We start from the raw sequence: 23,920 nt of genomic DNA, 5'->3' as shown, positions 1-23,920 counted from the left end.
GCGGCACTCGACCTTAGGCTATCTCAGCCCTGTCGAGTTCGAAAACCGTGCCCAGTTAGCTTAGGATGGTGTCCACCAAACCGGCAGCTGGCCACTTGAAAGGATTCGCGCCCTCGGAGCGGATGGACGTAGCCGCTGTGCTGTCGTGGCTAGCTTCCTCCCCCGACGCGGTGTCACGGCTCCCCCCGACAGCGTTGGCGGAGGTTAGGAGCGCTATGCTGAGCAGTGTCCCGCCGTCCCGATAGCTGGTGGTGAGGTCACCTTCCAACGTGCTCGGGGACATGTTGGCATTGGGCATGCTGGATGCGCCGGAGGTAGGGATCACTTGTCCGCCTGTCTGAGGTACGCTGGTGCTCACCGGTCGGGTCTCGCAGGCTGTTGGTTTGGGCCTCTGGCCCAACGTCTCTGCTGCCAGCTGGGACAATTTTCGCTGTAATGTAGTCGTCGCGACACCCGCCGGGCAGCCGTGGACGCGGTCGTCCTCCAGAGCGCTCCGGGGTTGCGGCCCAGCGGACCACTGTGCTCTCAGCGATCGTCGCGGTCTGCGGCCTCCGCTTGGCGCAGGCGCCAGATCGGCACGCGGTTTGGGTCGAGGAGGACACTCCGCTCCGCCATGAACCTGCTGAACGAGGACGTCGCCGACAGGACCGCGTCGCCGATTGCCAGCCGCAGTCGCCGCTGACCGCTTTCCTCGACGTCGTCCGTCGTGCGCAGCAGACCCCGTACGGAGTAGAGGTCGACAGCGCCCCCCTTGATCAGCGCTGACGCGTCTACCGCATGGTCGAGGCTGTCGGACCGACACCACAGCCAAAGCAGGTACTCGGCGCTCGCTAGCCGCGCCTGGACACCGAACCACTGGCACGTGACCGCGTCCGCCAGCAGCTGCGTTTCGGCGGCACAGGTGCTGGGTCTCACCGTCAGGACGATGTGGAGTCGGCACAATCGCGGGTCCATGTGTGCCGCGAATCGTGCCTGAGTTGCTCGTGCTAGGGCGGCGATGCGATCGTGTTCGTCTGCGTCGCCGCCCACAACGATCTCGATTTCGCGCACGAAGCGGGCCTGCTCGTGTAGCGCTAGGGCGATGCGGCCGACCACGGCGTAGCCGAGACCAGCCGCGTCGAGCCGCCCGATGATGTCGCGGAAGATCGCCGGCAGCATGCCGGGCGTCGGGTTGCTTATGTCGTTGACGTCGACCAGTAGCGCCTCAATGTCTGCCGAGCTGCCGGTCATGTGAACTGTCCTCCGTTCCGCGTGCGGTAATGCGGGTCTGAGCGCACCGCGTGTCGCTCGCTGGCGAGGCCGAACAGCCGGAGGATGTCTGCGATCGTCTCCGGCCGTTGTAGGTGCCGGTCGGCGTAGAGGGTGAAAAACGCCGGTCCGCGCATGTAGACCACCCGCCCGCGTGGGAACGTCTCGTACTCGTGATTCACGATGGCCGGCGGCAGGCCACGGCGGCGCAGCGCCGTGGCTCCGAGCTTGCGCCATGCTTCCCAGACCTCGTGGTGCCCGCGCGGGTGGGTGAGGCAGTCGCCGTAGATTTCCGCCTCGGTCATCGCCGTGTGGTCGGTGACCAGCACGATGCGTCCGCCGTCCGGCACGCCCCAGAAGATGCCGACGCTCGGCTCGAGCAGCTCACCGGGAGGGGCATCCGGACCGGGAACGTCTGCGTCCGGGTCCGCGGAAGTCGTCCTCATGGTGCTGCCCCGTCAGAACACGAACTTCCAGTCGACCCGCCCTACGGGCGCGCCCGGTTCAGCCAGGGTGGCTGAGCACATCACCACGATGTCCTGCCGCACCGCCTTCGCGCCGGCGCGCACCGGGTTCGGCTTGACCATGAAGCACAGGCCGGCGGCCTTCCACATCCGCTGGCTGTCTGGTTTGTCGTAGGTCATCAGCGTCACGTTCGTCAGGCGCAGAGCGTAACCGTAGGCGTTCTCCATGTCGGGCGCCTGGGCGGTGAACAGCGCTAGCACGGTCTTCGGGGTGCCCCGGCCATCACCGTAGCCCGTGACGAAGCTGATCTCGCCTCGGCCGTCATCGACGAAGCGGAAGTCGCCGTTGCAGGGGGCGAGCCGGCCGTCGAGCTTGAGTTCGAGGCAGGCGCCGGACTTGGTCTCGTCGACCGGCGGGTTCGCCTGGGCCGGGTTGGCGGCCAGCAGGACGAGCGGCAGCATCGCGCGCATCATGAGGGGGATCCGTCGGAGGTGGAGAGGTGCGGGGAAGGGAACCGGGCGCGCAGAGGTGCCCGGCCGCAGCAGGGAGAAATCAGCGGCGGGTCATCGCGCCGTCGAAGGCGCAGGACGTCCCGTGGAAGTCGCCGCAGTTCTTCTCCTCCATCCGCACGCGTTTACGGTCGGAGCTGAGGCACAGCGTCAGAGTGCAGATCTTCTCCGAGTCACTATCCTTGCGGGTCAACAGCAGCACCCCGGCGCCACCGGACTTGGCGAGACCGCGCAGCTCTCCGGTGCATTCATTTGGGATCGCCGTTTCGGCAATGACGAAGTGGGTGCCGCTGCCGTCTCCAAGGTCGAACACCTGCAGATTGAGCCGGCCTTCGCCGCGACCCTGGTAGCGTCCCTCGAATGGCGATTCGGCGTGAACGGGCGCGGCGATCAGGACGAGGGTGAGCAGCGCGCCGAGACGCAGGGCGATCGAGGTAGTGTGTGTCTGCTGGCGAAGCCTCGACGCGCTCCGGCTCGGGGCGAGGAAAAGAAGCGGGCTGGACATGACGAAGGGGTCTCGCGGAGGCTCCGGCAGAGCCGAGGATATGTATTCCCGTTGACCCCCCTTGGATTTTACCGCCGGACGCAGATTCCTGCCGCGGCCGGCGGTCGCACCCTACCTGGGCGGGTGCCGTTAGGCCGCGTCGGTGGGGCGGAAGGCAGCCGTCGTGCGCCCGCTGGGCCGGCCGACCGCATAGACCTGTAGCCTGTGCTGGCCGCGCAGTTCGTCGATCACCGCTTTCAGTGCGCCGTCACGCTGATCGGCATCGAAGCCGAACACCACGAGACGCGGCTCGGTGTCGACCCGGAGCCGGCGCGCGCCGCGGGCAACCTCGTCCACGAGTGGATCAAGGGTCGGCACGGCGGCGAGGCCGCGGGCGGCACGCACCGTCCCGCGCAGGGCATCGAGGCGGACGAGGTCGCGGCACAGGGCCGGGTAGCTCTCTGCCAGCCGGTCCGCCTGCTCCGTCAACGTCGCGCGGTAGCGCGCGAGTTGCGTGACGATCGCCGGGGTGGTCCTCGAACGAAGGCTCGGGTTCGCAGCCAGCTTAGCCTCGTGGAACACCAGCCACGCCTCGTCGGCCGCGCCCCGTTCCTCCAGGCTCGCGGCATCGAGCCGGTCCTGGCGGGTCTGAGCCGGAGTTGGAGTTGCCGAGGCTTCATTGTCCGGTGCCAGGAGCATGGCGTCTGCCTCTGCGCCCTCCCGCTCGGTGGGCGCAGCCTCCATCGGTGCGCCGGTGAGCGCGATCTCGACATCGACGACGTTCGGGCTAGCCTTCACCAGCGCGTGCACGCCCGCCTTCTCCAGGCCGGAGAGTGCGGCAGCGGCCCGCTTCATCTCGGCCAGCGTGCCGGGCCCCTCGTAGCGCGTCCACACCGCCGTTCCTGGGTCCAGCGCGAAGCTGCCGTCCTGGCCGAGCCGGGTCAGCGTCTGACGCTGGCGCACGAGGTACTTCACGTGCGTCTCAGCCGAGACGCCCGCGCCCGCCGGGGTGATCCGGAAGAGCGATGCGCCACGGTAATAGACGTTGAGCGAGCGGTCGCGCACTGCCAGCAGCAGGTCCGGATCGGCGAGGACGTCCGCCCACCAGCCGCCATGCGGCGCAATCGCGAGGGCTTCGAGCGCCGCGAGGAAGGGCTCGCCCAGAGCCTTATAGGATATTGTCTCGCTCATGCCGTCGTGTCCCACCACTGTCCGTCCTCCTTGATGTCGACGCTTGCGCCGAACAGCGCTGGGAAGCGCTGCGGCTCGAAAGTGTGAATGGGCACGACCCGCCGGGGCGCGATTGCCGCCACCAGACGCTTGAGGTCCGGGATGCTGGCGTGGCCCGAGGTGTGGGCGTGGGTCAGTGGGATGTCGCGGGCGGCGAGGTCGACGGCGAGAGCCTGCCCGCGGGGCTGCCGGAGGTAGCCGTCCCACTGCGACCAGATCGCCTCGGCGCCTGCCAGGCAGCCGGCCCGGTCGAGGTCCGGCAGCAGGGAGTGGCGGAACAGCAGGGCTGCCCGGGGCGCGAGCGCCGCGAGGTGCTCCGCGTAGATCCGCTGATGGCCGTGCCGCGCGAGTAGGTCGAAGCGGCCGGTGCGCTTGATGCGCACGCGCTGGTGGTGCGGGACGAATACCGCCACGCCCGACCAGTCTGATTGCGGGATGCTGGGGTGGCTGGTCGCGGCCAGGATCTCGGCGGCGTAGAGGTCGAGGATCAGCGTACGGTCGGTGCGCTTGCAGGCGCGGTAGAGTGAGACGACGCGGTCGATGTTCTGGGCGGAGGCCGCGACGAGGGCCAAGCCTGACATCTCGCGGAACCGCGCAACGAAGCGGTCCTCGATCTCATCCTCGGTAGGGAAAAGCCGCTCGGCGTCGAGGCGGCCGAGGCTGGATCCTTCCATGAGGAGGGCGTCGATGGCGCGCGGCGGGCTGCGGACCAGACGCTCGAAGAGGGCGCCCTTGCGTCCGTGCGCGCGCAGGTCGCCGGAATAGAGCAGCCGCTGCCCGCCGGCTTCGACTAGGAGCGCGTAGGCATCGAAGGCGGAGTGGTCGACGAGAATCGGCGTGACGGTGAAGGGGCCGAAGGTGAGGGACTGGTCGTGGCCGAAGGTCACCGTGTTGGGCGGTACCCAGGTGTCGGGCACGAAGGTGGCGGCTGCCTGGAGGATGCGGAGTGTCGCCGCGCCGAGCGCAACCGGCAGGTCGGGACCGGCGAGGTGGCTCAGCCCGACATGGTCGCGGTGGCCGTGGCTGAGAATGAGCGCGAGGAGATCGCCGCTGCCGTCGAGTCCTTCAACCGGTGGGTGACAGGTCGCGTCGTTTGCCGTGGCGTCGAGCGGCAGGCCGAGATCGAGGAGGAGTCGGGCGCCATCGTGGGCGAGTTCGACGCAGGTGCCGCCGATCTCGCGCGTGCCGCGGTGAATGCGCACCCGCATCGTGACCCTGCCTGCCCCGCGCGGTCTTCCTCGCCGCGGGACAACCGTAGCCGTTCCCTGTGGCTATAGCCAGTGGTTTGATAGCCCTCGCTGGCCGCTGGTCCTGGTCTATGAAGGGACGAGCTTTGGTCGCGTGGAACCTGCGCCGCGTACGCGTGGCACAAGGGCTTAGCCAGGAGCGACTGGCTGCCGATGCGGGCGTGGACCGCGCGTATCTTGGCGGCTTGGAGCGGCAGGTCGAGAACCCGACGGTTGACCTGCTCGACAAGATCGCCGAGGCACTCTCTGTACCCTTGAGCGAGTTGTTCGTCACCCCCGCTGATGATGAGCCGCCCCCTAAACCGCTGCGGGGTGGGCGCAGAGGCTAACGTAGAGCGAGGAGATTTCTTTGCGCAGACAGGGGGGCTTGAAGGTGTTGCTACGCCGAGATGTCAGGATGTTCGTTACGCAGACTTTGTCGTGTGGAGCTGCGTAAGGTCGACCCCGATGGCGATCGACTCGATTGCCGCTTGTAGCTGGGATAACGACGAACGCTTGGTGTACCGCGCCGTCTCGCCCGGCGTGACGTGCCCGGTCACGTGGTCGATAACGGCAGTTGCTGTGCCGGCTTGGTGCATCAGCGTCGTCGCCGTGTGCCGGAACGAGTGGAAGTCGAGACCCTGCCGGTAGAGCTTCACGTCGCGTCGATAGCGGGTGAACCACTTGGTGAAGGCGTGGCCCAATCGACCATCGGCCCCTCCGGGTTCCAGGGTGGGAAAGATGCGGTCTTGCCGGCGGCGGCGCTGCGCTTCGACATGCGCGAGGAAGCCCAGACAGATCAGCTGCGAGTGGATCGGTACGCGCCGGACCGCCGTCGCGTTCTTGAGTTTCCGCGGGGGCCGGTCGTTGATGTCGATGAACCAGATGCCCTCGTCCTGCCGGATGTCCTCGGCATGCAGCTGGCAGATTTCTTCCTGGCGCATGCCAGTGAACACGGCGATCAGGGGCAGCCAGAATTTCTCGTCGCGTAGGATGAGTGTGCCCGGTGTGGTTCGCCGGCCTGGGGAGGCGCAGCCTGTCCAGATTGGCGTTGCGAAGAGGCGGGCGAGCTCGTCCCGCTCCCACATGGCGCGTTGCTCGCTCGCCTTACGGGTGTTGCTGAAGCGGAAGCCCAGGAAAATGTTCGCTGCCGCCTCGTCTCTCGCAACCGCGGCCGTCCAGAGCGCCGACAGGGCCGAGAAGTGCCGCTTCACGGTCCGCTGCGTGATCGGCTGTGTGCGCTGTTTGTCGGGCAGCGCCTCGTGCGCCGCCAGGATCTCGTCCACCGTGAGGTTTCGGTAGCGGGGGTGTTTGCCGTAGTCGTTCGGGAGCCGTTCCACGAGGCTGCGGAAGTGGCCGGCGTCCTTGCGGGTGTAGGCGGCAAGGGGACGGTCTCCGCAGATGTCGACGAACAGGCGGAAGGTCGCCCCCGCTTGGGACGCGGTCTGGTTGTCCCAGGTATTGGTGGCGGCCTGCGTGTTTCGGAATACGGCGGCGACTGCGGAAAAAAGCTCGAGGGCGTGCGGCGGCACCGCCTCCTTGTCGGCTGGGCGGGGTGCCGCAGTATTCTGCGTGGGCGGTGCTTTCGTAGCCTCGTCGAGTGCCGTCAGCTGCATCTTGAGCAGGCGGTCGCGGGGCTCGAAGTTGAACTCGCCCTCGTAACGTGCCTTGAGCGCTTCGGCGACGTCGATGCCCGCCCGCAGCATCGCCTGCCGTGCTTGCGCGACTGCACGCGGTTCGAGATCGGCTGCCGTGATGCCCTGCTTGCGGAGCATGGCGACCGTGACGAAGCCTGCCTCTTCCAGCCGGTTGCAGGCTAGAGCGTCGCGTGCCTGCGCCGCCATCGTCTCGTACTGGGCGACGCGCCGCTCCCGCATGTCGGCGGTGATCGCTGCGTGCGTCAGTCGTCCCTGTCCATCCCCGTCGAGGATCGTTCCGTAGAAGTCCTGTACGAGGCGGGCGAGTTGGTCGTCGGTCAGCATCGGCGTCGCGCACAGGGCCGTGAATAGGCTCTCCGAGGCGAGGTATACCCGACAGGCTCTCGCCTTGGCAGCACGAAGGTCGGTGGTCGCGAGGCTGCGCACCAGTTCCTTCAGGCGGAGCCTGGGTCTGAGCGTGTCCGGCACGCGGCGCCGAAAATGGAAGGTTCGTCCCCGGAGGACGACGTTAGCGATGGACCCCACTCCGCTCCCTCGCCGCCCGGGCGGGCGGCCTTGTGTAGCAGCGGAATGTAGCAACCGGCTCACTCCGCAGGGCGCCTGCGCGAGATCGTGAGCAATCTGAATGGGTTAGGTGAAAAGGTGGCTGGGGCGCCAGGATTCTCACCCAGCATGACCTCAGAGGAACGCATCAACTAAGTTATTGCAATTGCAGGCGCTTTAGCTTCTTGCGCACACGCAGTGGATACGATCCTGCGCTCATTGCCAAGAGCGCCTTCTTGCAATCCACAGGCAGCCGAAAGGCAGTGCGTTTTTGCTCACTCAGCTTGATTTGAGGCATGTCGAGGTTCAGCAATGCGCCGTTGGACTAAGCCGCTCTCGCGGCAGGGGCGTCGCGTGTCGGTTGCGGTGCGGATCATGGTGTAGGGGCACTCGCTCTGTCTGAGGATCGTGAGGTTTACTTCCCCCAGACGAGAGCCTCCCATGATCTCCAAAGCCCTTTATCCGTTGCGTCGGCGGATGATCGAAGACATGACCATCCGCCAGTTCGGCGGGAAGACCAAGAGCGACTATATCCGGCAGGCCCGCGAGTTCGCGGTCTTCCTCGGCTGCTCGCCGGACCGGGCCGAGCCGGAGGATCTGCGGCGCCCAGCTCCATCTCGCCTCGTGTGGGGCCAGCTATGCCCGTATGAACCTGACCGCGACGGCGCTGCGGTCCTTCTTCCACACGACGTTGGGCCGAACCAGTTTCGGCAACCGCATGGCCCGCACCCCCCCCGAGCGGCTGCCGGTCGTGCTCAGCCCCGAGGAGGTCGCGCTGCTCCTGGCCCACGCGCCGAGCCTGAAGTACCGCGCTGCGCTCTCACTCGGCTATGGCTGCGGCCTGCGCATCTCCGAGATCACGAACTGAAGGTCGCCGATATCGACAGCGCGCGGATGCTGATCCGGGTCGAATAGGGCAAGGACCGCTACGTCATGCTTGCGCCCGACCTCCTCGACCTGCTGCGTCAGTAGTGGCGGGTGGGCGACAACACCTGCCGCCCTCACACGAGCCTCGATGGGCTCACCACGAACGCGTTTACAGCCCGGTCCCGACCAAATCAGAGCCACATCGAACACTGATTATGGACGAGAGCGAACTGGGGGCAAAGTCTCGACCACCTTCGGTTGATAGCTGGCCACCGGAACGCGTACAGGATCCTTCCCCGGCACGTTGGCCACCGCCATCGCGTGGGGTAGGCAGGGGAAAGGGAGTCGGAATGCACAGCCTAGGTTCAGCGGAACTGCGTAGCCTATACGAAGGCGAGTTCGCAGCCTACAGGAACGAGGGCTGGGCCATGGACTGGCGCCGCAACTACTCGAACCAAGTCCATAAGGTACTCGATGCCGACCGAGCGGCGTGGCATGCGCCGGAGTTCCAGAGGATGCTCTGGGACGCATCGGACGTCTCTGGCATAGGACCGGGGCAGGCGGTCACCGTTGTCGGCGCCTACTCGGACATGCAGCTGGCGGACCTCCTGTTCGAGGCGCGCAGCTCGCTGGACGGACTTGGTGTCGAGGAGCGCGGCAAACGGCTCCAGAACCTGTTCGATGAGGTGCTGGCCTGGGTCTACCCTCGCTATGCCAAGCGTAGGCCTAAGGCTCGGTTGGTGCGGCTGCTCGCCGCCATGTTCCCTTACGACATGACCTGCTTGATGGATGCGGGACGCGTGTTCGGGGTCCAGCGCGCACTCGGGGCCCTGCGCCTGCCGGGTAGTTACGTCGCCCAACATGCAGGCCTGCGGGAGCGGGTGCGCGAGGCAGTTGGCACGGCCGAGACGATTGAGGAGGCGGTGGACCAGGCGATTTTCTGTTGGTTCCTCTGGCAGACCAAGGTGGAGCGTGCGGACGACGGTGCCGTGGCGCTGCAGTCGCCGCAGCGGGAGGCCAACGACCTCCCGGCCTTCTCCCTCCTCCCGGCCAACGCGCAACGCCGAGCGTTGGCGGCGGTCAAGGACAATGTCAGCCTGCTCGTCGCCATGGTGCGAGAGGCCGAGCAGGGCATCGCACGGGAGGATCTGATCGATGTTATCCTTGCCGAGGCGTCCCAACTAAACGCGAGCTCCGCGCCCAACATGATCTCCCAGGCCATGGGCGGCCTAGGGCTGATCCGGCTTGAGGGTGGCAGCTACCGTCCGACCGAGCGCGGACAGGAGCTCCTCATCGCGAGCGACCCGGCTCAGGTGCTGCAAGCTCCCCTTGTGGGACGTGTCTTTGGGATGGGACACCTGCTGCTCATGGTCGGCCGCGAACCGGGCACGCTGCGGCAGAGCGAGGCCGCCAAGCGCCTTCAGGATCTCGTCCCGACGTGGAAGACCACGCTCCCCGGCTCGCATATCATATCCTGGGCGAGATTGGTCGGCCTCGTCCAGCTCGACGGCTCTGCGGGCGGCGGCCGGCTTGTCCTGACGGACGACGGTGAGGATTACGCCGCGGCGCTACCGGTGGATTTCGAGCGGCTGTGGCAGCTCGCGCCCGAGCAGGACGTCAAGGTCGAAGGGGTCCCTGACGAGGACGCGGCACCTGCGCAGGAACGGCGGGTGACGCCCGCGCCGCCCTACGACGCGCAGTCCATCGTCGACGAGGGCTGCTTCCTACCAAAGGACCGCATCGAGGCCGCCGTCGAACTTCTGCGACGCAAGAAGAACCTCATCCTCCAGGGACCGCCTGGCACGGGCAAGACCTGGCTCGCGAAGCGGCTAGGTTACGCGCTGATCGGCGCCAAGGACACCGAGCGGCTGGTCGCGCTGCAATTCCAGCCCTCGCTCTCGTACGAGGACTTCGTCCGCGGATGGCGGCCGGACGGACGGGGCGGTCTGAGGCTGGCCGATGGCGCTTTCCTGGAGGCGGTGCAGGCGGCGACGGTCGAACCGGGACGGCCTTTCGTTCTCGTGATCGAGGAGGTCAATCGCGGCAACCCCGCACAGATCCTCGGGGAGCTGTTGACCCTGGTCGAGGCAACGAAGCGCGGTCCCGAGGAGGCGCTGCGCCTCGCCTACCCAAGGTCGATCGACGAACGCGTGTACGTCCCCGAGAACCTGTACATAGTCGGCACGATGAACCTCGCCGACCGCTCGTTGGCCTTGGTCGACCTCGCGCTCCGCCGACGCTTCGCCTTCCTCACGCTCATGCCGGAACTGGGCAGCCGGTGGCGGGCATGGTGCATCGCCCGCGGTGTCCCATCGGCATTGGTTGCCGAGATCGGGGCGCGCATGGACGTGCTCAACGCCGCGATCGCAGAGGACCGCGCGCTCGGCCCCCAGTTCCAAGTCGGCCACAGCTTCGTAACGCCGTTGGGCGACGATGCCCTGTCGGAGGACGGCTGGCGACGGTGGTACGACGAGACCATCGAGACTGAGGTCGCGCCGCTGCTCGCGGAGTATTGGTTCGACGACGCGACGAAGGCGCGCCAGCAGACGGCCGCGCTCCGCCTGCAGGGTTGAGGGGTGACCGTCGCCTCGACCGTCGACGGGGACGCGACGTGGCACAACCACGGCGGAATACCCATCCGCAATCTCTGGATGCTGCTGGTCTACGCCGCGGATCTGGCCGGCTTCTTGGATCGGGCTGACGCGGACGTCGACGAAGAGACCGAGCTACCCGAACTTCTGGCGATTCTGCTCGCGACCGTGGTCGAGCGGCGCCTACGACGCAGCCTCTCGCGCGGCTACCGGATGACCAGTGCCGCGCCGCCAAGGGTGCGCGGCCGAATCGACTGGCTGGCGACGGAGAGCGGCTCGCTTCTTCGGCGCGGACTGGTCGCCTGCCGCTTCGAGGAACTGACCAACGACACGCCGCGCAACAGGCTGGTGCGGGCCGCGCTCGAACGCATGGCCACCGTAGTCCCGAAGCCTGAGCTGTCCCGGCGCTGCGGAGCCCTCGCGCGCACCTTAGCCACGCATGGCGTCGGAGGTAAGCGCCCGACCCGCTCAGAGGCCTCCAAGGATCAGGTCGCACGGCATGAGACCGAAGATCGCCTAATGGTGGCAGTCGCGACGATGGCGCTCGACTTCTTGGTACCCGCGGAGGCGGCGGGCGACGTCCACCTCACGCGCCTGGATCGCGACGAGCGGTTGCTCCGAAGGATCTTCGAGAAGGCCGTCGCGGGCTTCTATCGGCATGAGCTCGCAGGCTCGCGGCGCGTGCGGGTGCAACTCGGGCTCAGCTGGGACACCGCCGCCCCAACGCCCGGATTGACCGCGCTCTTACCGGGCATGCAGGCCGATGTAGTTCTAGAGGACGGGAAGCGCCGAACCGTCATCGACACCAAGTTCACCGGCATCCTCACGGCCCGTCCCTATGGGGGTGAGTCGTTCAAGAGCCCGCACCTTTACCAGATGTACGCCTATCTGCGGTCCCAGGCAGGAAAGGGTGACGCCCAGGCGGACACCGCGGAGGGGGTGCTGCTCCATCCGTCCCTGGATCGCGACGTCGACGAGAGCGTGACCATACAAGGGCATCGCATCAGGTTCACGACGGTGGACTTGGCACGCTCTGGGGCGGATGTGCGCGCCAGACTTCTTGAGATCGCAGGCGCATGACTTCGGAACGATTTGGCGTGCCGCTTACGAGATGCCTACAGGCTTGTGGAAAATGAGCATAGGGACCGGCCATCGGACCACCGGTGCCGTGCTCATCCCGTTTTTTCTCCAAGCTCACTTCACCTAGGTCCCCCAAGGAAGTTCTGCCATACCTCGGCAGCCTCCAAAACCACGTCAAAAAGCGTAGGGACGTCCGTCTGCGCAGGCATCTGGCCCATGTCGTGGAAGAACTGGTCCACAAGATGATGTAGGCGTCCAGCCCGTCGTGCTGTTGCCAGTTCCTGTTGACCGGCGACCATCAGTGGCAACGCCGACATCAGCGCGAGCAGGTGGGCCTTGCGCATGGCAACCGCGGCCATGAGCAGCGTTCGTGCATCCTCGCGCTCGAAATCTGGAAGTCCGCGCGGTCCTGAGTAGCCGCGGCTCCAAGACCGCCACCAAGCCTCGTCTCGTGGGAAGCCTCCCGTGGCGAAGTGACGGATCGGATTCCTCAGGATCTTCCGGCGCGATGGCGTGGCCTCTGCGTGCGGAAGGCGGAAGTGGATGGCGCCCGCCGCCTTGCCACGCAGGAACAGCCTTGAGGTCTCCGCATGGATCTCGCGGCCGTCCGAGCGATACTCGCGTCTGTGACCGCCCCAGTCCCGGTAGCTCGCGAGTGAGTAGCCGCACACCTTGTCGTCCACCATGACGTCGAGGGTATCGTCGACCAGGAACGGTCGCATCTCCTCGTCGATCGCGTCAGCCAGGCGCTGATAGCCGGGATGCCCTTCCAGAAACCGGTGCGGGGGATGGGTGAGCCCTTCGAACAACGCGGGCCGACGATCTTCTGCGGCGCTGCGGAAGGCGCGGACATATCCCTCATGGTAAATCGTGTCGGCGTCGCCTTGAACGATCAGCAACTCGGAGGACGGAACCCCTCGCGCCCGCGCGGCGCACGCGGCGGCCTCGACGCCGGCCGCCCGGGGCGGCACGTACCCTCGCTCGGCCTCGTCGATGACAACGACCGCATCCCTGCGCGATGTCCGCCCAATCCCGGTCAGCGCGTCACGCGTACCGTCCGTCGATCCGTTGTCGACCAGTACGAGCAAGGCTCCATCTGGCGTTGCCTCGTCTCCGAGGCCGAAGCCGAGCGAACGTGCTGCGTTCGGGATAGTGTCGCGCTCGTTCAGGCACGGGATGACGATCGCCGCCAGCATGGCATGCCCTCGCGCTCGTGTCGGCGCCTCGCCATAAGGAGCCGTCTGTTATGTCGCCGCGGCGCACCGACGCCACACCATGACCTTCTGCCGTTCCTCGGCCGGTGTTTCGTCGACAAAGCCAGCCGCGGCGGCGGCGCGGGCCGAGGCCGTGTTCGACTTCTGCATATGCGCGTAGATCACGTCGTACCGGCTCGCGGCACAAGCGAGGCCATACCCGATGGTCCCGATGCCGCGTCCCTGGCTCGCCCGATTGAGGTAGATCTGGATGGAGGCATGCGGTCCGATCGGGGGCTGATCGATCAGGTTGATGAAGACCTGACCGGCGCGCTGGCCGTCGAGCTCGATGCGCCAAGCCTCCCCATCTCGACCACCACCCCGGCCCTTGGTGCCCTTTGTCGCGACCAACCGCACGGCATCCGCCGATACGGTCTCACGCTGCGCCGACGGTTTGGCTGGTCTCGACGTCGCGACCGGCCGCCGTTTCCGCCGCTGCGCGCTCGGCTCACGACGCTCATCCCCTGCGTTCGGCATCGAGGCCCAGCCCCTGCGTCAACCGTTCGTCCGCCCGGCCCCAGTGTTCCGCCGGAAAGAAGCCGGGGGAGAAGGCGATTACGACATCCTCGATCCGCCCGGCCAAGCCCTTTGCGTCGAGGGCGCCGACAACTTCGTCGATCTTGTGGTCGATCATTTCGGGCGGGGGATCGAGCCGCAGTTCCCGATCGCCCCAGTCGCTGTCACCGTCGTAGCGGTTGCAGAAGTAGTCCATATCGACGTGTAAGAGGATCGGGCCGCCGTCGATGTCGGCCAGCCAATCATCGACCGAGGGCGTCGTCCTCCATCTCCCAGGTCCGGTTCCTGGTTCGGCAGGCACCAGCTCGATCCCCGGGCGCAGCGTGCCAGGGGCAAGCAACGTGTCGGGCACGTCCGTCGGCCGGAACAGGTAATCCTCGGTCCGCTTCCCTTTCGGCGGCTGGCAGAGGTGCCGCACCTCTGCCTGCGGCACATCCAGCAGGAAGGGCGTCATGAAGCTTCCCATGCCGATCGCGCCGCTCTCGATCGCGGCAGCCACCGACGAAGGCTCATGCAGGTCGCATGTCCGCTCTGAGATAAGGTCCAGCCATGGCGTCCCCTTGCCGCCCAATCGAGGACTGCCCAAGTCGCGATGGTCATCGACATGGAGGATCGTGACGAGGCCGGCGGTTCGATCCGGCCGCCGCGCGAGCCATTCCGACCAACTGGCGAGGGTCCAGCTGTCGTAGAGGGTGCGAAGGAGCCTTGAAGTGCGGCGACGGGCGGTGGCCATGTCTTCGCGCCGGACGTCGCCCCACCATCGGAGGCCGGCGTCGAGGCCGGGATCGACGTGGCGGTCGGGGTCGCCAGGCCACGATAATGCCAACGCCCAACCCTCCGGCGTCCGTACAGCGGAGGCGTCCTTGTCGCAAAAGTAGTTGCGCAGTGCCGCATGGCGCTGGATCGGATCGGCCGGCAGGCGCTCCGTCGCGACCATCATGGCGATCAGGCCGCGACAGGCCGCTGATGACGCGCCCGGTCCAATATCCCGATCAGTACGTCGCCGAGCGGTGTCATGCTGCAGGTGCGCAGCGTCGCGAAACCGAGTTCGAGGTTACGGTCGGTGTCCCGCAACTGGTTTGCCGCGCGGTCGCGCATGTGGCGCGGGCCGATCTCAAAGACATGCGTCCAGAAGCGCTTCAGTTCGACGAACACGAAGACGGCGTGCAACAGGCCAGAGGGTGGTCGCAGATCGGCGCGCCATGGCGACACGACGCGTGGGGCCGTCGGACTCACGGTCGGACCGAACCGTTCGAGCAGATAAAGTTTCTGGTGGCGGTGCTCGTGGATGAGCGAGTCGGCCAAGTCGTACGGATCGATAAGCCGATCTCCCTGGGACACGGAGACGAAGAGGGCTCCCGGGACCGAATCATCGCTGTACGAGACGATCTTGGCAGGATCCGCGGAGGGGTCTCTCACGAACTGGACTGCCCGGCACGCAGCCGCCATCTCGTCGGCGAGCGCAGGGCGCCAGCTTCGCACGATCCCAAGTGCCTGCGCGACCAGCGGCACGGCATCCACGGCCACTGCGGTCGGCTCGAACACGATTTGGTCCCCAAAGGGAGCCCGCAGCCAGCGGTCTTCGACGCCCACGGCCATCGTCGGCTTGCCACCTCCTAGCCGGTCCGCGAGTTCGATGAGGTACTCACCGTCCGCACGCAGTGGCTTGCCGTCCACATCGTGCACCAGACCGCCAGCGGCTTCGGTCAACACCGCTCTCGTCCAAGCCACGACGCCCGGCTGACCCGCGAGGTCCGCGAGCGCGTCTTCGGAGCCGTCTGCAAGCTGGGTCGCGGCGACCGCAACGTCACGTCCTAACCCCGACGCGTGGTGAAGCGCCGACCTGAAGCGCGCGAGGTAGGCGCCGCGGGCGTCATGGGTCAGCAACCTGATGGCGGGACCCGAGGTCTCGGCCAGCTCGAAGCGTTCGAGGTCGAAATCGGGCGGGAGCCGCGAGCCCAGATCCTCCGGCTCAGCCGCGAGGCCTTCGGCGAGGCGCGCTTCGACGTGGCGGATCAGCGAAAACAGCTCGCCGCAGTAGACTGAGGGATTCCTGAAGCCGCCCTCATTGTAGCGATGGGGGACGGATCCCCCTCCGCACACGTCGACGACCGTGCAACCCAGACACTTTTCGCTAAGGCCATCCTTCCGCAGGAGCGCCCTGTGCGCCTCGATGCCGGGAGATGCGGCGACGGCGGAAACGGCCGCATCCCGGACCGAACCGGACAGGGCGGTCGCCCCGTCGCGCACGATCTTGAGGACGTCGAGGTCGTGGTAGCTGCCGTCTGTCTCGATCGATAACAGGTTGACGTCACCGAAACCGAACGCATCGGTGGCCGACGGCAGGCCGGCGGCTACGTCGAGCATCGACTCGAACGTCCTGACCGGCAGGTGAGGATAGACATCGAACCAGAGGTCGAAGGCGCGAACCAGCCAGTCCCTGTAGCGCGACGGTTGCGCTTCGCGACCGGGCGGTGGACGTAGATGATGCGCGTCGGGTAGCAGGAAATCCAGCTTCGGCGGCCGGAGTTCATCGAAGAAGGCGAACAGGTCGTCGGGCGGGATGGCCGGATCCACGACTGCAATGACCCCTGCGAAAATGCTCTTCCGCTTTTCCAGCAGACGGTACGCCGCCATCACGCGGTCGAAACTCGACCGACCCTTCCGGCTCGTCCGATGGAGATCGTTAGCCTCCCGGGGCCCGTCGAGGCTGAGCGAGACCGAGATATCCGCAGCCTCGATCACATCGAGCGCGGCCTCGGTCAGCAGAAGGCCGTTCGTTTGCATCGCGATGTCAAGCCGGACTTCAGGACCGACCGCCCCGCGCAACTCGTCCGCGAAGGCTGCGATGGTGTCCGCACCGGCAAGCAAGGGCTCGCCACCGTGAAAAACCACCACGGCGCGCTTAAGCCCGACCTCGGTCGCGTATTCGGCGATCCGGCTCGCGAAGGCACTCCGCACCTCAAGCGACATCTTACTGGGCATCGACCGCCAGCCCTGATCTGCGTGGTGATAGACGTAGCAGTAGTCGCAATCGAGGTTGCACCGCGAGGCGATCTTGACCAGGAACGAGGTGATCCGAGCCGACGCCAAGGGTGCCCTCAGGAACGGTTGTGCCGGTGGTGCATGCGATCGTAGCTCGTGATGACCTCGCTCGCCTCGGCACTGGCCAAAACCCGGCTGCGCAGCCGCTGGATAGCCGGGTTGACGGACTGGCTTCTCATCACCGCGGTCTTCACTACCTCGCCGCTGGATTGCTGAGCAGCCGCAACTTCAGTCGCCATGACGCCTGTCCTGTTTGTGATTTGCTCAAGCCAACCTAGAATAGGACTAAAGGCGCGGCAACCGGAGTGTGCGAAAAAAATCATAAAAATGCTCAGGAGGTTACAAAGCACAAGAATGGCAGTATTAGATTAACAGTCCTGACGGTTCGATATGAAATATTTCACCATAATTCCATATAATTGATAGTAAATTCAACCAATTATTGATCGCTACGATGTAAATTAGATGTTTTTAGCAACGTATCCGCGTCGATGCGCGATAGTTCCAACACAGATATATAAAATCCACACACAAATGCGGAGCGCAACCCAATGCGGGGCCTCTGTTTTGCGCGCATCGGAATAGAATTGATCTTCAAAAGCTGATTGCTTGCCATTTACTACCTATCATGTGGCAAGAGCACTTGAGCACTGGGTTTGTGACCTAAGATCGCTGCGCGCCCTCGACACCGTATTTACGTGCTCGGAGATCGAACGCCTCCAAGCCTCCTTCCATGATCCGCGTGACGGCTCGCCGTACGTCGGGCGTCTCGATTGCTCCGTCGACCTCAACGCGGACGTGGACAGTTCCCTCTGGCTGCCGGTCCTCCGCAATCGTCGATACCATCGTGACGACCTTGTCCGCATCGCCATTCACGACGAGGTTAGCGTTGTGTGTCGCGAAGATGATCTGTCGAGCAGACTTCGACGTTCGGATACCCTCGACGATCCGCATGATGACGCGATTGTCGAGGTCGTCCTCCGGCTGATCGATGATGAGGGTTCCTGCCTCCTGACGGAGCAGGAGTTCAAGCAACGCGGATGCCTGCTGACCAGGCGAGGCCCGCGAAAACGCAATTTTCTGACGCCCGCTAACGTAGGTCAGGGCAATGGAATCTCTTGGTACCGCGGAGAGCATCACCTCGACAGTCTGGTCAGTCAGCCGGGTATACAGGCGTCCGGCTTGGTTATCTGTGATGCCGGCGCCTCCGAATACCAAGTCTTTCAGTGTCGCGATTGCGTCGGGTCCGGGCTCCTGCGGGCTGCCGGCCATGATCTTGGCGCGGTACACCCCGAGGACGGCGTCGCATAGGTTCGACCATCCCCTGCTGTCTTCCCGGCACGTATCCGCGACCCAATCCAAGCATGCGCGATCCGATTGCCGGATCATCGACCCTTCCATCCATGTGCAGAGCGACTGCACGCACTCGACAGGCTTCCGATCCCGGGAAACCCGGGCAAGGAGCGTACCGCCGGATTTAATGGCCACCTCGTCCGATGCCCTAGCGAGCAGGCTGCGGCGGCCCTCGATCAGAGCCTGTAACCGTTCCCGCGCGTCCAGCAGGCCGGCTGGCGCAGCACGCGTAAGGTTGAATCGATCTACACACTTGGAAACCTGCGACTCGGCTTCCGCCGCTTGTTTGGCAAGAGCCTCAGCCTCCTTGATCAGAGCACCATGTGCCGCTTGCCGCTCCTTCGCGGCCGCATAATCGACTTCAAAAGCCTCTCGCAGCGCGTTGAAGGCGTCCCTTTCGCCTGCGTGGATGTCCGTAAGGTTCCTGAGCTCCTGCAGGATCCCATGGAGACGCGCCACCACATCGGCGCGAACAGTGCCAACACGGGCGTCTAGCGCCGCGATTGGCGGGAAGGCCAGTGCCTCTGCATGGCGGTTTCGATCGACGATCAGAATGGATTCCAGGCTGAGCCTGATACGCTCGTCATCATCGACGATGCGTTTCTCAACGTCGTCCAAATAGTTTTGGGCACGAGCGTACCGTGGCGCCTCACGGATGATATCGAAGTCGGCCTCGCGGACGCCGCCCTGCTCCATGCGGTTCCGGACGGCATCGAGCCGTCGGCGGATGTCCGCGGAATGCCCGCGAGCTCTCTGGAGCTCCAACTCGGCCTGCCAGTGAGCGGCCACGTCCTGCAGCGCAGAAGTCACGTCGCGCTTAACCGCAGTGATCTCCGCATCGAGCCGTCGGCGTTCCTCAATGACTTCGGCGGCCGCTATGCCAGTTATGTGCTCGGCGGCCGCGACCGGGTCGACCATCGTCGTCGAGAGCTCCTTCTGGTGAAACGCGCGGGCTGGAAAGCGACGCTGCGCGTCGGCCACCGTGATGATCTCATCACCGGCCAACGTACCGACAGCGATCGTTGCCGGTGCGTCGCCGGTTCGGAGCCAGCGCTCGCGCAACCCTCCCCGGTCCAATTCGATCGCAACCCAACCGCCAAGAAGCGTCTCCTCGATAAGCGTCCGTTCCCGGGCACGGGCCTTCCGGCCGGGCGCTTCCTCCTGTCCAATGTCGAGCTCGGACTTACCGAGGCCGAAGCGGAGGAATTCCAATACCGCACTTTTCCCTGATCCCCGGCCGCCTATCAGCGCCGTGAAGCCTTCGTTGACGAGAATGACAAGCGTATCCGGACCGGTGATGCTGGAGCGGATCTCTATCTTGACGACGCGGTTGGCCGGCAACTGCGGCGGGACGTGCGTGATGCGAGCCCCGTCTGCTAAGAAGGCCTGACGCAGGGCCTCCACGGTAGGCTCGCCGAGGCGCGCCCAGCAATCGTGTACGCCCAAGCGCTCCCAGGAGGCGTTCCTATTATCGCCGGTTGCCAGGATGGCTCTGCGCCGCCGCCCCCACTCCTCGGTTCGCCCCTGCACCTTGTCGAGCGTCCCGGCATCGAGGTCGCCGTGAGGGCATTCGATGTACACGCCGTCGCACGGCAGCTCGGCAAACCGCGGCGCGAAACCTTCAGCGTTCAGGGATTTGTGTGCGCCTTCCTTGGAGAAATGTGGCACGAGCATTATGCGCGTTGAGAGTGATCCGTCCGCGGCGACGATGCTGAAGAGGGCCTCGACGGTAAGGCCGCAATGCCTGATTTGGTCGGTGTGGGGGGCGTCGAGCGCCGTCTCGGCCACCGCATCCAGCCGCGACAGCAGCCTACGCCAATCCGCCGGCTCGGTACCGGGCTCGAAGATCGCCAAGCACTGAACGTTGTCACTGCACGTGATTTCGATGCCTGGGAAGACGGTGAGCTTGGCAGCGGGCCCGAGCCGCCCTGCAGCTGCGATGACGTAGGGAAGGAAGGCGATGTCGTGGTGGTCCGTGACTGCCACAGCACCGAGACCTCGACGGACCGCCTCCGAGACGAAGGTGTCCGCCCAGGCGTGTCGTTCGGCTTCGAGCTCGGGCGTGCCGCCGGCCAACCCCGGCGAACCGATCCATCCACGGTCGCGGGGCGTATGACACTGGAAGTCGAGCTTAACCCAGACCGCGCCGGGATGGTAACCGATGGGGGCTGGCATTGAGCGAACGACGAACCTTAACCAGGTGTCCGCGAATAACGGACGCCTGCGGGGAGCACAATCTCAGATCGCCATTCCATGGCGCTCAGGTCGCCGCAGCAGGCTCCTCAAATGTATACCGTGCAGTTGAAAGACCGCTTCACTTTGGCTGCGGTTGCCGCTTGGCGAGACCGCCTCGCTGCGCTTCTCGCCTGGCGCTCACATCAGGACTCCCCGCAGAGTGCTTTAGCCTCCCGCTTGTGCGTGACGCCATCGTATCCGGGGCAGCCGGTGAACGCGCCGTCGCGGATCTCACGCACCACGAACAGCAGCAGCAAGGCAGCCAGCAGCATCAACACGGCCCAGGCAGCGAGGTCCGACAGGCGCTCACCCGGCAGGAGCAAATCGGCTGTGCGACGCAGCCGCTGCGAGAACCGGCGAGAGTGCGAGGATGAGCGACGGCTCTCGGACATGACCTGGGATCTGCAGTTTCAGGGGTACGACAGGGATCAGCCGAGCCAGGCACCGACCATCAGGACGAACAGGTAAGTGACCAGGACGAGGGCGACGCAGACGGCGAAGCTTTCAGGGGTCGGCTCTCGCCTCATCGCGGCGCCAGCCGCTCCAACGGAGGCTCATCGACACCGACCTCAGCTGCGGCCCCGGAGCGGTCATCCCACGAGAGCGTCGTGCGATGTCGGTGGCCCGCGATGGACATCACCATCCGTCTCGCGGTGATATCCAACGCGAGGAAGCAGCTTCGCACGGGAGAAGACTGCACTGGCAGGTGCGTTGGATATCTTCTCGCGTCGAATACCGCACGCCCGTCAACGTCTTAGCGCTGCGTTGGATATCACGCGCGGCTCGGCGAGCGCGGCTGGCGCAGCGATCAGAGACAGTCTCAGAAAGTATCGAATCGCGTGTGATGGCACACATGGATCTTTACGAAGCCTCTGACCGGCGCTACACAAGCATCAATGCGCCGAACAGAATTGCCAATTCTGTCTTACTTTGATCCATAACGCGTTTTTTGCTTGCACGAGCCTGACGGGCTGCTGTACAAGCGCGGCTGTTGCATCCCGCCACAGAGCGCATCAGGCGCCTCCGAGGGCGGCGCCGAACAAAATTGGCAATTCTGATCACCCAGGCACCGGCTCCGCCGCGTGCGAGGACGCGCCACCATGACCCGCAGCCCTGTCCCGGCCGGCCATGCCCGGCGGTCCGCCGAACGCTCGCCCGCGCCCTCCGGCATGTCGCTCCACACCCTCCAGGGCCGGCGCAAGTACCTCACCCCCGACGAGCGCACCCGCTTCATCGCGGCGGCCTCCCGTCAGCCGCCCGAGATCCTCACCCTCTGCCTGGTCCTGGCCTGGACCGGCTGCCGCATCTCCGAGGCGCTGGCCCTGCCCCATGCCGACCTCGACCGGGCCGGGGGCCTCGTCAGCCTGCACTGCCTCAAGAAGCGTCGCGCCGGTATCGTGCGCGACGTGCCGGTGCCCGAGGGCGTGATGGCCATCCTCGATCTCGTGCACGACCTCGATCCGTCCGAGCGGCGGCTCTGGCCGATCGGGCGCAGCACCGCCTGGCAGCGGGTCAAGGCGGTGATGCGCGAGGCGGGGGTCGGCGCCTCGGCGGCCTCGCCCAAGGGCCTGCGCCACGGCTTCGGCGTGCACGCGCTGCGCTCAGGAGTGCCGCTCACCCTGCTGCAGCGCTGGCTCGGCCATGCCAGCCTCTCGACGACCGCCATCTACGCAGACGTGCTGGGCGCCGAGGAACGCGAGATTGCCGCCCGCATGTGGTAGTCGGCTCGGGCGATCGCGCTCCGGCGCGCTCCCCACGGATTACCCAATCGCCGCCTTCGCCGTCCTGCGCGTCGTGCCCGTCGCACCCCTCGCGGGCGGCACGGCGGTGATTCTCAAGCACCGCTTCGCCCACATCCCCCAGGACGCCCGCAGCGGCCGGGCCTGGATCGCCGCTCTCGCCCCCACCCTTCGCGGCCCGCCTCGCCCCGGACGCGGCCGTGCCCGTCGAGGCCTACCAGCGCTACATCGTCTCGGCGTCGTCCTGCTCGCGGCCGGAAGCGGCCCGGCCCAGCTGCTTGAGCGCAGCCCGGAACAAGCCCGGGCGCGGGCGCTCGACCATCTCGTGCTCTGGACGCCGCTCCACGGTCGCGCCCGCATTCTCGCCTGAGGCGAGACCGCGAGCCTCGGCCCGGGCGAGATCCTGCTCCTCGACCTCTCCCGTCCCGTGCGGATCGAGATGGACGCCCCGGCCGCGCGGATGCTCGTAGTCCCGCACCGGCTCCTCGACGCCGCAGACGACCCGCCCGAGCGGCACGGCCGCATCCTCGGGCAACCTCGTGAACGCGGAGTTGAACGCGGAGGCCGCGATCTCGCAGGCGCTGTCGACGCGCCAGTCGCTAGCGATCTCGGCGCTGTCGCTGGCCAACCAGGCCAACCAAGGCATCCTCCAGCTCCTGCGCTGATCCCGAGCGTGGCCCCCGGCGCGGCGGATGACCCGCGCCGGGCGTCTGCCGGCGAACCGCGCTGCCGGCCTGCTGGTCTCTGCTCAACATCCTGCCGTACTCATCGGTCCTTCAGGCGCCGCCGGCCAGAAGCGCTGTGAGTTCGAGCCAGACCGAAAGTCGATGGGGATCCAGGGTCGCGACGAACTCAGCCTGCTCTTCCTGGAACATCGCCCGGACCTGCTCGCGCGTCGCGGCCTGCCACGAGCCGCCGGGCGCGAGCGCCACGACCCAACGATACCACCCGAGCAGATTGCACCAGACGGCTCGGCGGGCCTGCTCCCGCTCGATCGCCTGCGAGAGCGCTGCCCGGCAGGCGGCCCCGTCCTCGGACCAGAACCACTCGAACAGATGCGCCGCGAAGATGGGCGCCGCCCGGACGAGATCGTCATGCTCTGCGGGTAGCAGCACCAGGAGTTCGATCAGATCCTCGCGGTCGATATCCCTCAGTGGACCGATCCGCTTCTCGAACAAGGGAAAGCGCTCACGCACGCTCTGCGGGGGCGAACTGACGTCGCGCCAATCCGGCGCACACGCCTCGATCGTCGGCAGCATGGCTGCGAGCTCCGGATCGACATCGTACTCGATGGGATCGCCATCCGGCCCCGGGCCGGGGTCACGATCGGCAGGCCGCTGCGCCATGGACACGCCGTCGCCATGCACATCCTCGGCTCCCGCTCCGTTGTTCGTCCGGGAAGCCGGCGCCGGCTCTCCGCTTCCCGGATCGGCCTCGTGATCGGGAAGCGTCGGCGTCTCCCCGCTTCCCGGATCGGATGAGGGTGCGACCGTCGTCCCGAGGGGCGACACCGCCTGCGCGTTTGAGTCCGGGGCAGGCGCGGCCGCGTCGGGCTTGCCCGACCGTTCCGCCGCCGCGGCATACAAATCCGCCATCGTCAGCTCGAGCAGGCAGGCCGCGCGCCGTTGGCCGAGCTCGTGCATCCTGCGGGCGAAGGCCTGCGTCGCGGCCTCCTGCTCGGCCTCGATCACGGTGAGCTGCCGCATCAGGCGGTTACAGCGGGCCCGCAGTTTCTCCTCGCCCCAAACGTACGCTGCGCCGGGACGGGGCTGGTAGGGCTGCAGCCCGAAGCGGGCGCACAGGGCCGCGAACACCTCGCGGACGTCCGGGTTGGTGACTCTCCGCTTCACGACACCACGCACCTCGCATTCGGGCCGC

At 66.3% G+C, this 23,920-nt stretch carries 20 protein-coding genes and 1 pseudogene; 6 read left to right on the top strand and 15 right to left on the bottom strand.

Going from position 1 to position 23,920, the window contains the following annotated elements; all coding sequences use genetic code 11:
• Positions 1–525: 525 nt before the first annotated feature.
• From BM249_RS08670 to BM249_RS08645, 6 genes are all read right to left on the bottom strand, one after another.
• The gene (locus BM249_RS08670) at positions 526–1,230 is read right to left on the bottom strand and encodes a hypothetical protein (RefSeq protein WP_091970841.1); all 705 of its coding nucleotides are present in this window, start codon (positions 1,228–1,230) and stop codon (positions 526–528) included.
• Entirely contained in the window at positions 1,227–1,694 is a 468-nt protein-coding gene (locus BM249_RS08665) for a hypothetical protein (protein ID WP_244528653.1), read from the bottom strand. Before BM249_RS08665 ends, BM249_RS08670 begins: the two co-directional genes overlap by 4 nt.
• A 12-nt stretch (positions 1,695–1,706) precedes the next feature.
• Positions 1,707–2,186 (bottom strand): hypothetical protein, encoded by a 480-nt coding sequence (locus tag BM249_RS08660; RefSeq protein WP_091970840.1) that lies wholly within the window; start codon positions 2,184–2,186, stop codon positions 1,707–1,709.
• A gap of 79 nt (positions 2,187–2,265) precedes the next feature.
• Entirely contained in the window at positions 2,266–2,727 is a 462-nt protein-coding gene (locus BM249_RS08655; RefSeq protein WP_091970839.1) for a hypothetical protein, read from the bottom strand.
• Between the two features lie 129 nt (positions 2,728–2,856).
• On the bottom strand, positions 2,857–3,897 hold the full coding sequence (locus tag BM249_RS08650; protein ID WP_091970933.1) for a hypothetical protein: 1,041 nt from the start codon (positions 3,895–3,897) through the stop codon (positions 2,857–2,859).
• Positions 3,894–5,144 carry an MBL fold metallo-hydrolase gene (locus BM249_RS08645; protein WP_091970838.1) on the bottom strand — a complete coding sequence of 417 codons (1,251 nt, stop codon included), beginning with the start codon at positions 5,142–5,144 and terminating at the stop codon, positions 3,894–3,896. Before BM249_RS08645 ends, BM249_RS08650 begins: the two co-directional genes overlap by 4 nt.
• Positions 5,145–5,254: 110 nt before the next feature.
• Between BM249_RS08645 and BM249_RS08640 the strand changes: the two genes are divergently transcribed.
• Positions 5,255–5,512 carry a helix-turn-helix domain-containing protein gene (locus BM249_RS08640; RefSeq protein ID WP_091970837.1) on the top strand — a complete coding sequence of 86 codons (258 nt, stop codon included), beginning with the start codon at positions 5,255–5,257 and terminating at the stop codon, positions 5,510–5,512.
• A gap of 75 nt (positions 5,513–5,587) precedes the next feature.
• Here BM249_RS08640 and BM249_RS08635 read toward each other — a convergent pair whose 3' ends face one another.
• Complete coding sequence (locus tag BM249_RS08635) at positions 5,588–7,345, bottom strand: site-specific integrase (protein ID WP_091970835.1); 1,758 nt, start codon at positions 7,343–7,345, stop codon at positions 5,588–5,590.
• 664 nt (positions 7,346–8,009) lie between these two features.
• Here BM249_RS08635 and BM249_RS08630 point away from each other — a divergent pair.
• The 3 genes from BM249_RS08630 to mcrC all read left to right on the top strand — a co-directional run bounded on the left by BM249_RS08630 (position 8,010) and on the right by mcrC (position 11,901).
• On the top strand, positions 8,010–8,231 hold the full coding sequence (locus BM249_RS08630) for a site-specific integrase (RefSeq protein ID WP_091970833.1): 222 nt from the start codon (positions 8,010–8,012) through the stop codon (positions 8,229–8,231).
• Between the two features lie 427 nt (positions 8,232–8,658).
• Entirely contained in the window at positions 8,659–10,803 is a 2,145-nt protein-coding gene (locus tag BM249_RS08625; RefSeq protein ID WP_244528651.1) for an McrB family protein, read from the top strand.
• A 3-nt stretch (positions 10,804–10,806) separates the two neighbouring features.
• Entirely contained in the window at positions 10,807–11,901 is a 1,095-nt protein-coding gene (gene mcrC, locus BM249_RS08620) for a 5-methylcytosine-specific restriction endonuclease system specificity protein McrC (RefSeq protein WP_244528650.1), read from the top strand.
• A gap of 119 nt (positions 11,902–12,020) precedes the next feature.
• On the opposite strand, the gene BM249_RS08615 is transcribed toward mcrC, so the two are convergent.
• The 7 genes from BM249_RS08615 to BM249_RS08585 all read right to left on the bottom strand — a co-directional run bounded on the left by BM249_RS08615 (position 12,021) and on the right by BM249_RS08585 (position 20,695).
• Positions 12,021–13,097: a glycosyltransferase family 2 protein gene (locus tag BM249_RS08615; protein ID WP_056459914.1), complete on the bottom strand. Its 1,077-nt coding sequence runs from the start codon at positions 13,095–13,097 to the stop codon at positions 12,021–12,023.
• 48 nt (positions 13,098–13,145) lie between these two features.
• On the bottom strand, positions 13,146–13,631 hold the full coding sequence (locus tag BM249_RS08610) for a GNAT family N-acetyltransferase (protein ID WP_143103724.1): 486 nt from the start codon (positions 13,629–13,631) through the stop codon (positions 13,146–13,148).
• A complete protein-coding gene (locus BM249_RS08605; protein WP_056459922.1) occupies positions 13,612–14,610 on the bottom strand; it encodes a hypothetical protein in 999 nt (332 codons plus the stop codon). Before BM249_RS08605 ends, BM249_RS08610 begins: the two co-directional genes overlap by 20 nt.
• 5 nt (positions 14,611–14,615) lie before the next feature.
• The gene (gene yhhB / locus BM249_RS08600; protein ID WP_091970829.1) at positions 14,616–16,763 is read right to left on the bottom strand and encodes a cyclophane-forming radical SAM/SPASM peptide maturase YhhB; all 2,148 of its coding nucleotides are present in this window, start codon (positions 16,761–16,763) and stop codon (positions 14,616–14,618) included.
• 8 nt (positions 16,764–16,771) lie between these two features.
• A complete protein-coding gene (gene yhhA, locus BM249_RS08595; protein WP_056459928.1) occupies positions 16,772–16,954 on the bottom strand; it encodes a YhhA family cyclophane-containing RiPP in 183 nt (60 codons plus the stop codon).
• Between the two features lie 424 nt (positions 16,955–17,378).
• Complete coding sequence (locus tag BM249_RS08590) at positions 17,379–20,243, bottom strand: TrlF family AAA-like ATPase (protein WP_091970827.1); 2,865 nt, start codon at positions 20,241–20,243, stop codon at positions 17,379–17,381.
• Positions 20,244–20,446: 203 nt separating this feature from the next.
• Entirely contained in the window at positions 20,447–20,695 is a 249-nt protein-coding gene (locus BM249_RS08585) for a hypothetical protein (protein ID WP_056459934.1), read from the bottom strand.
• 708 nt (positions 20,696–21,403) lie between these two features.
• On the opposite strand from BM249_RS08585, the gene BM249_RS08580 reads away from it, so the two are divergent.
• A complete protein-coding gene (locus BM249_RS08580) occupies positions 21,404–22,024 on the top strand; it encodes a tyrosine-type recombinase/integrase (protein ID WP_056459938.1) in 621 nt (206 codons plus the stop codon).
• Between the two features lie 545 nt (positions 22,025–22,569).
• Positions 22,570–22,707, top strand: a pseudogene (locus BM249_RS21950) (flagellin); the annotation flags it as partial.
• A 111-nt stretch (positions 22,708–22,818) separates the two neighbouring features.
• On the opposite strand, the gene BM249_RS08570 reads toward BM249_RS21950, so the two are convergent.
• Positions 22,819–23,892 carry a hypothetical protein gene (locus BM249_RS08570; RefSeq protein WP_091970825.1) on the bottom strand — a complete coding sequence of 358 codons (1,074 nt, stop codon included), beginning with the start codon at positions 23,890–23,892 and terminating at the stop codon, positions 22,819–22,821.
• Between the last annotated feature and the right edge of the window lie 28 nt (positions 23,893–23,920).

The sequence above is a fragment of the Methylobacterium gossipiicola genome (assembly GCF_900113485.1).
GTDB classification, from domain to species: Bacteria; Pseudomonadota; Alphaproteobacteria; order Rhizobiales; family Beijerinckiaceae; genus Methylobacterium; species Methylobacterium gossipiicola.
Note: the sequence above shows the minus strand (reverse complement) of the source record. Positions and strands in the feature narration are given on the sequence as shown.

Coding starts and splice junctions, on each gene's coding strand:
- BM249_RS08670 (WP_091970841.1), bottom strand. CDS start 1,230: ATGACCGGCAGCTCGGCAGACATTGAGGCGCTACTGGTCGACGTCAAC.
- BM249_RS08665 (WP_244528653.1), bottom strand. CDS start 1,694: ATGAGGACGACTTCCGCGGACCCGGACGCAGACGTTCCCGGTCCGGAT.
- BM249_RS08660 (WP_091970840.1), bottom strand. CDS start 2,186: ATGATGCGCGCGATGCTGCCGCTCGTCCTGCTGGCCGCCAACCCGGCC.
- BM249_RS08655 (WP_091970839.1), bottom strand. CDS start 2,727: ATGTCCAGCCCGCTTCTTTTCCTCGCCCCGAGCCGGAGCGCGTCGAGG.
- BM249_RS08650 (WP_091970933.1), bottom strand. CDS start 3,897: ATGAGCGAGACAATATCCTATAAGGCTCTGGGCGAGCCCTTCCTCGCG.
- BM249_RS08645 (WP_091970838.1), bottom strand. CDS start 5,144: ATGCGGGTGCGCATTCACCGCGGCACGCGCGAGATCGGCGGCACCTGC.
- BM249_RS08640 (WP_091970837.1), top strand. CDS start 5,255: ATGAAGGGACGAGCTTTGGTCGCGTGGAACCTGCGCCGCGTACGCGTG.
- BM249_RS08630 (WP_091970833.1), top strand. CDS start 8,010: ATGAACCTGACCGCGACGGCGCTGCGGTCCTTCTTCCACACGACGTTG.
- BM249_RS08625 (WP_244528651.1), top strand. CDS start 8,659: ATGGACTGGCGCCGCAACTACTCGAACCAAGTCCATAAGGTACTCGAT.
- BM249_RS08615 (WP_056459914.1), bottom strand. CDS start 13,097: ATGCTGGCGGCGATCGTCATCCCGTGCCTGAACGAGCGCGACACTATC.
- BM249_RS08610 (WP_143103724.1), bottom strand. CDS start 13,631: ATGCCGAACGCAGGGGATGAGCGTCGTGAGCCGAGCGCGCAGCGGCGG.
- BM249_RS08605 (WP_056459922.1), bottom strand. CDS start 14,610: ATGATGGTCGCGACGGAGCGCCTGCCGGCCGATCCGATCCAGCGCCAT.
- yhhA (WP_056459928.1), bottom strand. CDS start 16,954: ATGGCGACTGAAGTTGCGGCTGCTCAGCAATCCAGCGGCGAGGTAGTG.
- BM249_RS08590 (WP_091970827.1), bottom strand. CDS start 20,243: ATGCCAGCCCCCATCGGTTACCATCCCGGCGCGGTCTGGGTTAAGCTC.
- BM249_RS08585 (WP_056459934.1), bottom strand. CDS start 20,695: ATGTCCGAGAGCCGTCGCTCATCCTCGCACTCTCGCCGGTTCTCGCAG.
- BM249_RS08580 (WP_056459938.1), top strand. CDS start 21,404: ATGACCCGCAGCCCTGTCCCGGCCGGCCATGCCCGGCGGTCCGCCGAA.